This window comes from Mucilaginibacter sp. Mucisp86 (genome assembly GCF_047324315.1).
Taxonomy (GTDB): Bacteria; Bacteroidota; Bacteroidia; order Sphingobacteriales; family Sphingobacteriaceae; genus Mucilaginibacter.
The window spans coordinates 4520481-4535312 of record NZ_CP168503.1; the positions used below are offsets into that span (position 1 = coordinate 4520481).

At 40.3% G+C, this 14832-nt stretch carries 9 protein-coding genes; 8 read left to right on the top strand and 1 reads right to left on the bottom strand.

The genetic code is table 11. The features are described from left to right. Window positions 1–20 precede the first annotated feature (20 nt). Together ACEN9X_RS19215 and ACEN9X_RS19220 are read left to right on the top strand one after the other, a co-directional pair. Window positions 21–1490, top strand: a complete 1470-nt coding sequence (locus ACEN9X_RS19215; protein ID WP_413666658.1) for an alpha-L-fucosidase — start codon at window positions 21–23, stop codon at window positions 1488–1490. 694 nt (window positions 1491–2184) lie between these two features. After that, on the top strand, window positions 2185–3843 hold the full coding sequence (locus tag ACEN9X_RS19220) for a PQQ-binding-like beta-propeller repeat protein (protein WP_413666659.1): 1659 nt from the start codon (window positions 2185–2187) through the stop codon (window positions 3841–3843). Window positions 3844–4086: 243 nt separating this feature from the next. On the opposite strand, the gene ACEN9X_RS19225 is transcribed toward ACEN9X_RS19220, so the two are convergent. Further along, complete coding sequence (locus tag ACEN9X_RS19225) at window positions 4087–5202, bottom strand: WD40/YVTN/BNR-like repeat-containing protein (protein WP_413666660.1); 1116 nt, start codon at window positions 5200–5202, stop codon at window positions 4087–4089. A 415-nt stretch (window positions 5203–5617) separates the two neighbouring features. Here ACEN9X_RS19225 and ACEN9X_RS19230 point away from each other — a divergent pair, with 415 nt between their 5' ends. The 6 genes from ACEN9X_RS19230 to ACEN9X_RS19255 all read left to right on the top strand — a co-directional run bounded on the left by ACEN9X_RS19230 (window position 5618) and on the right by ACEN9X_RS19255 (window position 14733). Then, the gene (locus ACEN9X_RS19230; protein WP_413666661.1) at window positions 5618–7633 is read left to right on the top strand and encodes a hypothetical protein; all 2016 of its coding nucleotides are present in this window, start codon (window positions 5618–5620) and stop codon (window positions 7631–7633) included. Window positions 7634–7802: 169 nt separating this feature from the next. Beyond that, on the top strand, window positions 7803–9572 hold the full coding sequence (locus ACEN9X_RS19235) for an SGNH/GDSL hydrolase family protein (protein WP_413666662.1): 1770 nt from the start codon (window positions 7803–7805) through the stop codon (window positions 9570–9572). A gap of 93 nt (window positions 9573–9665) precedes the next feature. Next, a complete protein-coding gene (locus ACEN9X_RS19240) occupies window positions 9666–10751 on the top strand; it encodes a substrate-binding domain-containing protein (protein WP_413666663.1) in 1086 nt (361 codons plus the stop codon). A gap of 419 nt (window positions 10752–11170) precedes the next feature. Beyond that, complete coding sequence (locus tag ACEN9X_RS19245; RefSeq protein WP_413666664.1) at window positions 11171–12298, top strand: phosphotransferase enzyme family protein; 1128 nt, start codon at window positions 11171–11173, stop codon at window positions 12296–12298. Next, on the top strand, window positions 12295–12945 hold the full coding sequence (locus ACEN9X_RS19250) for a carbohydrate-binding family 9-like protein (protein ID WP_413666665.1): 651 nt from the start codon (window positions 12295–12297) through the stop codon (window positions 12943–12945). Before ACEN9X_RS19245 ends, ACEN9X_RS19250 begins: the two co-directional genes overlap by 4 nt. 45 nt (window positions 12946–12990) lie before the next feature. Then, a complete protein-coding gene (locus ACEN9X_RS19255; protein ID WP_413666666.1) occupies window positions 12991–14733 on the top strand; it encodes a glycoside hydrolase domain-containing protein in 1743 nt (580 codons plus the stop codon). Window positions 14734–14832: the final 99 nt, after the last annotated feature.

Here is a 14832-nt window from a genome sequence, read left to right on the forward strand (position 1 = left end):
TTTCCTAACTATCAACCCATATGAATTTAAAACAAGTAATCATCCAAATAAGAAAGCAGATCGGATTAGTCGCGATAACCTGCTGTTTAATGCCTGCTGTAGCTAATGCACAAACAGCGCCGGTTCCGGTTGGCCCTGTACCTAATGCCAGGCAAATTGAATGGTACCATCGTGAAATAATAGCTTTTTTTCATTTCGGGATGAATACGTTTACCAATGTTAATGAAGGCGACGGCACTGCCAGTCCTCAATTGTTTAATCCTACTGCATTAAACTGCAACCAGTGGACAAGTGTACTTAAGGGAGCCGGAATTTCAACAGCTATTTTTGTTGCCAAGCATGCCGATGGTTTTTGCAACTGGCCTACAGCGCATACCAATTATTCGATAAAAAATAGCCCCTGGAAAGATGGTAAGGGCGATGTTGTTAGAGAATTTACGGAGGCCTGTAAATCCTCAGGGATAAAAGCAGCGATCTATTTAGGCCCGCATGACCGGCACGATTCAAGATACGGAACGCCTGATTATAGCGACTATTATGCAAACCAATTATCGGAATTGCTACGAAACTATGGCCCGATTTGGGAAATATGGTGGGATGGGGCAGGTGCCGATCAAATTAAATCGACCTTTTACGACCGTTGGGCCGATACCGTGCGCAAATTGCAACCCAATTGTGTTGTTTTCGGAACCAAAAACTCATACCGCTATGCTGACTGCCGCTGGATGGGTAACGAATCGGGATTAGCAGGAGATCCATGCTGGTCGACTATCAACCCGGTTTCCATTCGGGAGGAAGCAGCACATATCACGGAATTAAACCATGGCGAAGTGGATGGCTCCGCCTATGTACCGGCCGAGGTAGACGTATCGATCCGCCCAAGCTGGTTTTATCATGAAGAAGAAAATGCGCATGTTAAAAGCCTTGCCGATTTGTGGGAGCTTTATTTCAATTCTGTTGGTCATAACAGTGTACTGCTATTAAACTTTCCACCCGATAAACGAGGGCTGATCCCTGCCATTGATTCGGTAAGGGCCGATAGCTTACACCGTTTAATTAAAAGTACATTTAAAAATAATCTGGCAGCCGGCGCTGTTATTAAATCGCTTCATCCGCGCGGCGGTAACTATAAACCGGCCAATATGGTTGATACTAATGAAAACACTTATTATGCAACGAGTGATAATGCAGTTACGGATACTATAACTTTTAACCTTGGTAAAAAGAAAACATTCGACGTACTGATGTTACAGGAAGTTATCGAATTGGGTCACCGTACAACAGGCTGGTCTGTAGATTATTCATCTAACGGAAAAGATTGGGTGCCTATTCCAGAGGCAACCGGCAAGCAGTCCATTGGCTATAAATGGCTTGTCAAATTTAAGCCGGTAACAGCATCAAAAGTAAGATTGAAAGTTACCTCGGGTAAGGCTTGTTTGGCAATTCATACTTTTGGTATTTATAAGCAGCCTTCATTAATCTTTAAATGATTCCCTAAAGATTCGGAGCAAATTGGAATGATCCGAGGAATGATAAAAGCAGTTTGATGCATCAGGCGGAATATCTTTTCTGCTTAGCGGGTAAGTTGTAATATTGTTGGATCCCGGTTGAACCCACTAAAGAGGCTGTATCATAAATCAAATTGACAGCCCCTGATGTTGGGTTAGCTATAAATTGAAATTTAGCCGATATATTATACAAAAAGGGGGGTTAACACTTTTTTGGCATAAAAATCATTTAACTATTTGATTGTTAGTGGTATATATAAATGTTAACCCTGAATTCTGTTAACCCTGTTAACCCCCCCTTTTGGTAATAAAGTTAATTAAACAGAAACTATCTATCGCTTAAGTATTTGAAAACGAAAAGAGGCTGATCAGTGTATAGCCTCTTTTTTTATGCAATAGAAAACTGCTTTACAATCCATTGCCTTTAGATTCCTAAAAAAAGGTGTTTGAGATTTTTACACGAGTTTTTACCTTTCAATTTCGGCCTCTAACAAAATGTAAAGCCCGCCCTAACGCAGATCTCGTCTATCGTTTGGTTTTGAGTTGGTTATGTGCAATTTATTCCCTGATTTTGATCTCGCTTAAGTATGATCTGCTTTAAATATTTTGTTACATTTAGTTCATTGTAAATCCCTCTTTCAAAATGATTTGTCCCCCGAGCCCTATCGTTAATAAGATGTCTTATCAAAACATGTTCTGCCGCGCCGGTATTTTGATTTTAGCATTGTTACTGATTGTTTCCTGCAAAAAACAAAAACCTGAACTATCCACTGATAAATATCTTATCCAGTTTCGTTTACCAATATCCGGGAACCCATCTGTATTAGAAGATATCCATATCGGCGATGATACCGTGAGCATCAACATTTCCCCCGGCGTTTCGCTATCTGATATCACTCCAACCATATCGTTTGTAGGAAAAAGCATCAGCCCTTCCACAACCTCAAGTGAAGATTTTACCAAACCGGTTCGCTATACCATCACTGCACAGGATGGTAGTACTAAGACCTATGTGGTATCAGTCCGTTTTTTCTCATCGACAAAAAGCATTACTTCCTTTGTATTCAAAGCGGTGGATAACCCTGGTATATTAAGTAAAGACGTAACTGCTACGATCAAAAATGATTCTATTGTCGCGATGGTTCCGCCTGGTACCGACCTGAGTAAGCTCGTGCCTGACATTGCTTATAATAGTCATGTTATGAGCCCTGTGAGTAAGCAGGCCCAGGACTTTAGTGGAACGGTGAATTATACACTTACTGCCGAAGATCTTAGCAGCGTTACTTACAAAGTTTTTACCGGCGCAGCAGGCACAATATATTTTGGCGACAATAATGGCTATATCTATGCGCTTGATGCCGTTAGTGCCCGCGTTAAATGGAAGTTTCAAACCGGTGGTGCTATTGCCGCTACACCTACTGTTTATAAAAATACGCTGATAGCCGGAAGTAGTGATGCCTACGTTTATGCTATTGACACAGCCAGAGGAAAGCTGGTATGGAAAACATTTTTGGGTGGCGGAGTGGCCGAACCACCTTGTATAGCCAACGATATGATTTATGTTGGCGGAGCTGAGCTTTATGCGCTGGATGCCCGAACCGGCAAACAAATATGGACCGCGGGTACCGGTAGCCCAATAAGTATAACGGTGAATGGCAATATAGCTTATGTTGCAGCCGGTACGTTGTACTATACACTTGTGGTCTACAATGCGTTAACAGGCGAACGACTACCGGCAAAAAGCGTTTCTAACCTTGGGCTGCCTAATCCGGCGGTGGCAAACGGAAGGGTTTACACACAAGGCAATGAAAGCCTGCTTCAGGTGTACACTGCCGATCCTGTCGAACCTTTGTGGACCTATTTCTTGCCCGGCGTGCTTGGAACTCCTGTTTCTTCCGCTCCGACTGTTGATAATGGCATAGTTTATTTTTGCGGATATGGTCAAAACTTTGGCGACTTCGGGATCTATGCCCTTGACGCCATCACCGGTACTCGAAAATGGTATGCGCCAAACACCTATCAACGTGCGCCACTTGTGCAAAATGGGTCTATCTGGACAACCAACATCAACCGGGATGCCATTTTCATCCTGGATGCTCAAAGCGGTCAGCAAAAAACAACCTTCAAATTGCCGATTACTACCAATGTTGATCCGTTTATGGCGGGCAATATCTTGTTCCAGCCGGATAAAGGGCAAAGCTTATGGGCATTTGATCCGCATAATGGTGCTACCAAATGGCAATTTGTAGCCACAGGAGCGGTTGCCGCAGCTCCGTTATTCATTGATGGAAACGGAAACATCACCCGCCCCGGAAATAGCGGGGAGCAAAATTAAATGGGAGATTAATGCTGCCCCCCGAAAGTTTATTTATTTTATCCGGCACGTTATGAAGGTAAATAAAACAACTGTTCTGCTTTTATAAAATCCGATCCATAATGAAATGTAAAATTTCAATTGTTTAAAACGGTAATTTTGAATAAAGCGGCGGGAAGAATTTCCAAACGTTTACTGAATATAAAACCGGTAGCACTGGCTGCCCCTTTTTTAAGTGCAGGTATTATAGAGCTTTGGAATTTTTCAACACCCTTTATTTGGCATGGCATAAATTACGTTGCCTGATACAGATAAATTGAACCCCTTGTTTTCTACAGAAGGAAGTACCAATTGTTTCCATGTTTTGCCCATGTCTGATGATCGGAATATACTATCTGAACGACTACATATTAAATATTTACCCATTTGTTTAATAGATAAAATATCCGATGAAGATTGAAGTAAGCCTATTTTTTTCATTAATGAACTACTCCAGGAAGGCTGAAGCTTTTCGCCGATAGCACTCCAGTTTTTTCCACCATCCAGTGAAATGTGTATGCTGTTTGTTTGAGTTATTGTGTTGTTTACTATAGCAGCAAATCCGCCATTAATACGTTCCACAGCGATGCCAACACCACCTTCGTTAAGCACATTATCCCAGTTTTGACCATCATCGGTCGATCTTAATATCCCCTTATAGCTGGTGGACAGCAATATGCCATTTGACTCTACCAATTTCATTCTACCGTCTCCAACATGCACTTGTTTCCAGGTTTTTCCACTGTTAACGGATCTAAAAAGCATGTTGTTGGAACCAATGAAAACTGTTCCTCCGGCAGTTTCAAAAACGCTGCGCACCTCCCTCTCTTTATAATTCTTATACATCCAATCTATCGTTTGGTCTATGCGTACGGCTTGCTCCTGGAAATTAGTGTACACGGGCGACCAATCACTCGTTCCATTTATTTTCTTTAAAAATTGACCCCTGAAATTATATGCGAGTATTCCATTCTTACCTGGGGCAATGTTACGTTGTTGACCAGGGAAAATCTCTTTCGTCCAAAAAGGAGTTGTGGAATTGGGGGCACTGTGGTAAACCCCGTTGCCAGCGCGTAAATAGAGCCCAAGGTCGTTTGCAAATAAACCATAACTCCATACACCTTCTCTCTGCAAATTTTCAGGCAGTCCTTCGCTAATGTTCTGCCATGTTTCTCCGCCATCAGTAGATCTGAAAACGATGTTCAAAAGCCCTGATTTTGTCCCTTCTGTTATTTTCTCCCCTGATCCCTTTTCTTTTAGCACAAAAGAATTAAGTAGAAATAATGCCAGGAGGATAGCCGGAACAAATACAAATAATCTTTTCATTTTTTTATTTTTCATATCCTACAAATTTGATGCAGCAAATCTACTTTGATGTTTTTCGGCTTAAGTAATCAGGATTGTAAATTAAAATGTAAACATTGTAAATAAATAGTAAATAGGATGTATTATAGCCGGGAGCTTCTCTCCGTGAAACGTAAATGCCTGTACTGATTGATATTTATGATCCGATTTCGGTATCTTTAATAATTTACAAGTAATGGATACTTTTTTCTGCTTGAAAGCAACCTAATACCACCCCGTCATTGAAAAATGGCGCAAACGATTGTTTAGCCCAATATCAAAGCATAAACACATAAATCTTCGTCCTTAACAGGCAAATGGCTTTTGACCGGCTTTTTAACAGTAGACTATATTTTATATTTGTGTGCGCACACACTGATGTCTACTCACTGTTTTCTTATAATTTATAACCATGCTAAAAAAACTGTTGTTTTTAATTTGCCTCAGCCTGGCAAGTGTTTCCAAGGCTCAAAATGTTTTTCTTGCAGATGTAAAACCGGGTAAAGCCGTTGCTTTTGCAAACAAGGGAACTGTGATTTTAAAAAACAATTACTTGTGTATGAGATGGCTTGCCGGCAAAAAAACAATTGCCATAAACGAATTTGTTGCACAGCATAAGAAGATCTCTTTAAAAGGTGCTCCCATTTTCGAGCTTGAGTTAAAGGATGGTACCGTAATTAACTCTGCTGACTTTGAAATGAGCTCCTCATTAAAAATTGTTAACATAAAAGGCAATAGTGGGGCTGTGAAACTTTCAGAAAAGGAAAATGGGAAAGAAATTTTAGCCGGTTTTTCGAATGTAAAATATGGCATCCGTTTAAGGTGGGAGGCCATTTTAAAAGATAACTCCAATTATATCAGACAGGTTCTTACCTTTAACAGTGTTACGGATTCTTTACGGATCCGTAAATTAAAACTTATAAAACTCCCTGTAGGATCGGGATTACGGCCGTCAGGAATTGTTGATGGATCGCCAATAGTATCAAAGGATTTCTTTGCAGCATGCGAAAGCCCAATTAGTAAATATGACACTAATGATGGGTGGGTGAGCGGCTATATTGATCGGCAGGAGCCAACACAGGAGCTGACGGCCTCTACAGTTTGGGGAGTGGCTTTACAGGGGCAGTTACGCAGGGCATTCCTTTATTACCTGGAACGGGAAAGGGCTGTGCCATACCGGCAAATGCTGCACTATAATTCATGGTATGATTTATCATGGGCCGACCGTAAACTGACTGAAGCAGGCTGCCTGGACCGTATTCAGGCATTCGGTGACAGTCTTACCGCGAAACGTCATATTTCCTTAAATGCGTTTTTGTTTGATGATGGCTGGGATGATAATCAAACGTTATGGCAAATAAGCAAAACCAATTTTCCTGCAGGCTTCGATAACATCAAAACACTGGCTGATAAATATGGTGCTTCATTGGGTGTGTGGATGTCGCCCTGGGGGGGATATGAGCAGGCCAAGGAGCAAAGGCTACAATATGGGCGAAAGCAAAATCCTCCGTTTGAAACAAACTCACACGGATTTTCCCTATCAGGTACTGTTTATTCAAACAGGTTTAAAGATGCCGCGGCAAGCTTTGTAACCAAATATGGTATCTCGATGTTTAAATTTGATGGCGTTGGGGCGGGGGATAAATCAACAGGTGCAACTCCCGAATACCAAACGGATATGGAATCGCTGTTAAACCTCGTGTCAACTTTGCGTGGGGTAAAACCAGATCTTTATTTCAGCCTGACCATAGGCACCTGGCCCTCACCTTTCTGGCTCAAATATGGCGATGTGATATGGAGAAATGGCTGGGATACAAATACAGAGGGGCAAGGAGATAACAGGCAACAATGGCTTAATTATCGCGATGGCGAAGTATATAAAAATGTTGTTCAACGCGCCTCGCTTTATCCGCTAAGCTCGCTAATGTATCATGGGATTTGTATTGCAGACAATGGTGCACCTGCCAAATTTGACATGAATGATAAAGATATTTCTGATGAGATCTGGTCGTTTTTTGGATCCGGAACAAGTTTGCAGGAATTGTATATTAATCCCCATAAATTAAACACCGCTAACTGGAATTGCCTGGCGGCGGCCATAAAATGGGCACGGAGAAATGAAGATATTATGCCCGATACACATTGGGTAGGTGGCGACCCATCAAAAGGAGATATTTATGGATTCGCTTCATGGTCGCCAAAAAAGGCAATTCTTACTTTAAGAAATCCGTCAAATAAAGCAAAAACCTTCCTTGTTGATACGCGTAAAGTTTTTGAATTGCCTTTAAATAGTAAACCTGCTTATCTTTTTTATAATGCTAAACTTTGCAGCCGGGAAACTAAAAATCCTTTATTTAAAGGAGCTACTTATGCAGTTACGCTTGAGCCGTTTGAAGTGATGGTGCTGGACGCGATGCCAGCTCATTAATGTCTTCATTCTTTTTTAGCCAACTTACATTATGAAAGTAGTGGCTGTATTTAAACAGATGTGCGCGCAAACATATAGCTTCGCCAGATTTTTGCTAATACTTTGTTAACGGCGAATATGCTGGCCGGTTCCGGGTTTTATCTGAAAATAGCCTTTTAATAAATTACCAATGAAACGGATATCAATATTCATTTTATTATTCTTTTGCTTTTTTTGTACTTTATCCTTTTCTCAAACTACTATAACATATAAATGGCTTGACCCGGCCAAAGCAGGTTTCCCTGTTATAGAGGGGCAGGCATGGCCAACGGAAACTGCGGCCACTTATGATAGGTTTCCGGCACGCGCCCAAAAGGAGCTAAATCCTAATGTGTGGAACACATCGCACAGCAGTGCGGGCTTATATATCAAGTTTAAAACAGATGCGGCTAATCTGGTTATTCGCTATAAAGTTAAAGGTGATCTCGCAATGTCGCACATGCCGGCCACAGGCGTAAGTGGCCTGGATCTTTACGCGTTGGATCCTAATGGAAAATGGTGTATGGCCCCCGGTAGTTTTTCATTTAAAGACACTATTACTTATCGTTTTTCTAATATAAAAGTTAGCGCTGCTTTTCCGGGAAGAAGCTATGAATACAGGCTTTTTTTGCCATTATATAATTCAGTATCCTGGCTTGAAATAGGTGTTCCTGCGGGCAATGCATTTAATTTCATGCCTCCGTCTAAAGAAAAACCCGTACTTGTATATGGAACATCTATTGCACAGGGTGCATGTGCGTCGAGGCCTGGTTTGGCATGGACCTCTATTTTACAACGCGCACTTGACCGCCCGCTGGTGAACCTTGGTTTTTCGGGTACAGGGCTACTTGAAAAATCGGTCATTGACCTGATGGCGGAGGTTGACGCAAAAATATATGTACTTGATTGCATGCCCAATTTAATAAGCTTTTCTGACAAGGAAATTGAAAAGCGCTTATTAGCGTCAGTACAAATTTTAAATGAAAAGCATCCACAAATTCCTATCCTGTTGGTAGAACATAGTGGGGGTAATGTTGATGACCTGTTAGATACAGCGAGGAATGCTGATTATAATCGTGTCAATAAAGTTCTTGATAGCATTTATTCAAAGCTAACTACCGCAGGACTAAAAAATGTTTATCTATTAACCAATAAGGAAATTGATCTTGATATCAATTCAACAGTTGATGGTTTGCACCCCAATGATATCGGAATGGAAAAATATGCCGGTGCCTATGAGAAAGCTATACGCACAATCATCAACGAACCAACGGGCAAATATTCAACTACTCAACCTGTTGTACAAAGCAGAGATGGCTATTATGACTGGCGAAACAGGCATAGCGAAATACTAACGCTTATTAAAACTGATTCGCCAAAAATTGTATTCCTTGGCAATTCTATTTTGAATTACTGGGGCGGCTTACCAAAGGCTCCGTTAGCAAGGGGAGGCGATTCATGGGATAAATACCTGGAGCCATTAGGTGTAAAAAACTTTGGTTTTGGCTGGGACCAGGTTGAGAATGTATTATGGCGTATATATCATGAAGAGATTGACGGTTTTAAGGCAAACAAGGTGATGATCATGATAGGCACCAATAACCTATCTGTTAATAATGACCAGGAAATAATAGAAGGGTTGAAATTGCTGGTACAGGCAGTAAAGGTACGCCAACCGGCGGCTAAAATTCTTTTGTCGGGCTTGCTGCCCAGAAGAGCCATGGAAAAACGGGTTAAACTTCTTAACAAAGCAATTTCTGAATTAGCTTCTCAAACACAGGTCCGCTTTATTAACCCTGGAAAGTTACTACTTAATAATACCGGCCATATTGACGAGTCGCTTTTTGGCGATGGCTTACATCCAAACGGGGCGGGCTACCAAAAATTGGCGATCGCACTTGTTCCTTATCTCAAAAAATAACGGCTCCGCCTTTAGTTAAGTTCACTAAATTGTGGCAATAGTAATGCGATAAACTATATTAAATTTGCTATCTTTTTTACATGTAGATTTAATATGAAGAATAAAATTGTACGCATTAAAGATATTGCCGAAAAAGCAAAAGTTTCAACAGGTACAGTTGACAGGGTATTGCATAAGCGGGGGCGGGTGTCAAAAAAAGTAGAAGAGAAAATACTGAAGATTATTGAAGAAATGGATTATGAACCAAACCTTATGGCAAGGGCTTTGGGTTCAAATAAAATATATCAAATTGCCGCGTTAATACCCGATCATAAAAGCGATTCATATTGGTACGCTCCTAAAGCCGGAATTGAAAAAGCCGAGAAAGATTTGAAGCAATATGGCATAGTTGTCCAGCAATATGTATTTGATCCCTATGATGTTGAATCGTTTATAACCAATGCCAATCAACTAACCAATGATAGCCCGGATGGTATAATTTTATCCCCGATATTTTACCGGGAAACCTTACCGTTTTTTGAGAAATGGAAAGCGGTCGGAATTCCGTTTGTGTTGTTTAATACCCAAATTGCCGAGTGTGAGCCCTTGAGCTACATAGGTCAGGATTCATATCAGAGTGGTTTTTTGGCGGGGAAACTTATACACTATGGACAGCCTGAACCTTGTTCTGTTTTAATCGCCCATATTGATGAAGAGATAAGTAATGCGGCGCATCTTTTAAAGAAAGAACAAGGATTTCGTAATTATTTTTCGCAAAATAACCTGGAGCACCAGTACAAAATTTTACGGATTGAATTGAACAGGGCTAATGCAGCTTTGTTTATCACACAGCTGGATGCCATTATTGATAGCACACCAGATATGACCAGTGTGTTTGTTACAACATCTAAAGCTCATGAAATTGCAAAGCATTTGGAGCAGCGTCATATAAAGCATATCAAAATAATAGGATACGATTTACTTCCTGCCAATCTCTATTTCCTGAATAAGGGCGCAATTAGTTTTTTGATTAATCAAAACCCAAAGGGGCAGGGTTATTGGGGCATTTATCAGTTAACAGATTACCTTGCATTCAAAAAAGAAGTGCCTATCATTAAATACCTTCCGCTTGATATAGTTACCAAAGAAAATATGAATTATTACATAGATGATGAAGATACTGTTTATTTAGATATCTAATTGACCGACAATTTTCCGGCAGTGTATTCCTTATATTTTTATCCATAATGAATTGTTATTTCCAGGCAATTTATTGTGGATTTGTTTTATTACCCCCCTTTTTACTGCAAAGAACACTTCAACATATCGGTTGCTGTAAAGCGACACAGCCTCCCGGTTCATTATAAAATCACAACAGTAAAATCAATGTTTTTTTTTTGAACAAAAAAATCAAAAATGTGTGCGGGCACACAAATATTTTTATATTTGTATTGAAGCATTTATAGAATTTTAGTGTTTACGTATACACTATATATAGAATGCAATATAGTTGCCATAAAGGGGTAAGCATTATCTGGGGGGCTTACCCTATGCTAAGCCGGTAAAGCACTTAAGTGATACGTATTTTAAAAAGTAATTGAAACGAACTAAAACAGAAAATGTCATATAATATACCCGAAATCGTAGCTAATTTTTGCACTGAAGGAAACGTTGAAATTATTGTGCCGTTTGGTTCCGGGCATATCAATGATACATTTCACGTGAAGACTACCAACCCGGAATTGCCCGGCTACTTGCTTCAGCGTGTCAATCACCATGTATTTAAAGATGTACCGGCGCTGATGAATAATGTACAACTGGTAACCAATCATCTTAAAAAAAAACTGGCCGAAATCCCTCATTCTAACCCGGCTAAAGAAGTGCTTACCATGGTTTGGGCAAAGGATAAGCAGTGTTTTTTTTGTGATACAGCCGGCAACTACTGGCGGATGTATTTGTTTTTAAAGGATACTAAAAGCTATGATCTCGTGCTTACCGATCAGCAGGCCTATGAGGGCGGTAAGGCATTTGGTAAATTTCAATTACTGTTATCAGACCTGGATACTAACTTACTTTTCGAAACCATACCGGATTTTCATAACATCGCTATGCGGCTCGATAGGTTAAATAAAGCTGTGCTGGCTGATGTTGAAGGCCGGGTTAAAGAAGTTTTGCCCGAATTAACCTTTGTTGTTGAAAGGGCCGACGCGATGGTCACTATCCTGAATTTAGGCAAAGAAGGGAAATTACCTCTGCGCGTTACACACAACGATACTAAATTCAACAATATACTGCTTGATATGAACGATCACGGGCAGTGTGTAATTGATCTTGATACAGTTATGTCCGGCTACGTTGCATATGATTTTGGCGATGCTATCCGCACTATTATAAACACCGCGTCCGAAGATGAAAGCGATATTACAAAAGTCGACCTGAATATTCCGCTGTTTAAAGCCTACACAGAGGGGTATTTTAAAAGCGCCGGTGGCTTTCTATCAGATATGGAAGTTAAAACGCTTGTAATGGGAGTTTTATTAATTCCCTATATGCAAGGAGTACGTTTCCTTACAGATTACATAGAAGGTGACGTTTACTATAAAACGAGCTTTGCCGAACATAATTTACAGCGTACCAGGGTACAGTTTCAACTGCTCAAAAAGCTCGAAGAGCAATATGTTGTTTTAGATCAAATAATTCAGGACGTAGCAAAAACATATACGCAATTAGCATCCAAAGTAGAATGAAAGAATTAACGGTACCATTTTTAGGGCTTGTAAATAAAGTAAGTCCCATAGCGCACGTATCTTATTTGTTAGATAATTATGAAAAAAATCATATCGGAATGGTGCCCTGGCCTGCCAATGGGTATAAGCCGGATGCGCATTTTGCCATAGCCTTTGGTGAGGATAGTATTTTTATAAAATACTATGTAAGTGAAAAATCTGTAAGGGCAATTTACAAGCAGCCTAACGAGCCGGTTTATAAAGATAGTTGCGTAGAGTTTTTTGTATCCTTTGGAGATGAAAAGAGCTACTATAGTTTTGGGTTTAATTGCGCAGGTACATGCATGTTGGGTTTTGGAACAAGCAGGACAAACCGCAAACTATTACCAGAGGCCGCCATAAGAACAATCAGGCACCAAACTAATTTAAAACTGGTTGATAGTTGCGGACAAGGCAGTATAGGCTGGGAACTGACGTTAATGATACCTTTAGAGGTGTTTTGCAATCATTCCATTACATCATTAAATGGCAGGCAATGCCGGGTTAATTTTCATAAATGCGGTGATGAACTGCCCGATCCGCATTTTTTAACCTGGAGCAATATCAAATCAGCAGATACCAACTTTCATTTACCCGAGTTTTTTGGAAAAATGCAATTTGAAAATTAAACCTCAGTACTCATCTAATTTACTGCAACATAGCGAGATATGAAAATGAAACTTACTGTAATCCTGTTATTATTTAGTGCTGTCGTTTCGGCACAGGTTAAAATGAGTGGGGCTTACCAGGAACTTCCGGACCCCAAACCTGTTCAGCAGAAAAGCTGGGATGAATTAAAACCAGGTGTTTATGTAAGTTTTGCGTCGCCAGATATTCGTTATGAGAAACGCAATGCCCCATCAATATTTCCATTGCAAACACAATGGCAAACCAAAGCATGGAAAGGAGAAAAAGTACATACGCAATTCCTGGTATGGACCACCCGTAACCTGGAACAATTAAGTTTTGAATGGAGCAAACTTGAAGATGATAAAGGCCATATAATTCCAAAAAAAAATATCAGCGCAAATTTTGTGCGTTACGTGATGGCCGATGGGCTGAATAATGAGGGGGGCGGCTGCGGTATTCAGGCAGGTCATGATTCCTCTCTTGTAGAGGATGTTATTGATCCTGTCAGATCCCTTTCTGTAGCTAAAAATACTACCCGGCCTGTTTGGTTAAGTGTTAAGGTTCCTGCCGGTGCTGTTAAAGGTACTTATAAAGGTTATGTGAAAATCAGGGAAGGAGGAGGGGGGAATACTTATATTTTGCATTATACTGTAGAAGTACTTAATCATACCCTGCCTGCACCCGAACACTGGAGATTTCATCTCGATCTGTGGCAAAACCCTTATTCGGTTTCCCGGGTGTACGGTGTAAAACCCTGGTCAAAGCAACATTTTGACATCATGCGCCCATATATGAAAATGCTGGCAAATGCCGGTCAAAAATCAATTACTACTACACTTATTTATGACCCATGGAATAGTCAAACATATGATATTTATGGATCAATGATAAAATGGACTAAAAACAAAAATGGTTCATGGACTTATGACTATAGCGTTTTCGATAAATGGGTGACTTTTATGATGTCGCTGGGTATTGATAAATTTATCAACTGTTATAGTATGATTCCCTGGAATTTAAAGTTTTATTATTATGATGAAACGCTGAAAAAGGATACTGCTATTATAGCTAAACCCGGCACAGCAGAATATAATGAGCATTGGCGTCCTATGCTGTCTGATTTTGCTAACCATCTGAAAAAGAAAGGATGGTTTAAAAAAACAACCATCGCGATGGATGAAAGGCCTTTGGAGGATATGCAAAAAGCGATAGCTTTAATAAAAAGTGCAGATAAAGATTTTAAAATTTCATTGGCAGGTAATTACCATCCCGAAATTGAAAAAGATTTAGTGGATTACAGTGTGGCGTCAAACCAGGTAATAGATAGCAGTGCTATCATATCACGTAAAAGGGCGGGCTTTAACACCACCTATTATACCTGCTGCACAGAAGGGAGTCCTAATACGTTTACCTTTTCTGCACCGGCAGAGTCTGTTTGGCTGGGCTGGCATGTAGCTTACAAAGGGTATGATGGCTATTTAAGATGGGCTTACAACTGCTGGACAAAAGATCCTTTACGAGATACACGGTTCGGATCGTGGTCATCAGGGGATGCCTACTTAGTTTATCCGGGGCTGCGGTCATCTATCCGCTTTGAACGATTGATTGAAGGCATTCAGGATTATGAAAAAATTAATGTACTAAAGTCCGGTTTTATAAAAAGAAACCAGCAAGGTAAATTGCGTGAGCTTGAAAAAATTTTAAGCGGTTTTGATATCGGAGGGTTAAGGAATAAAAATGCCGCCGAAATTGTACGCGTTTCCCAAAGCAGATTAAACGGCTTATAGGCGATTTAAAAACCTCTTACTTTGTCGCATTTTATTTGCCGGTGACTTTCATTTGACAGTTTTTTTGACTTTATTTACTATTATAAAATTACCCGAAAT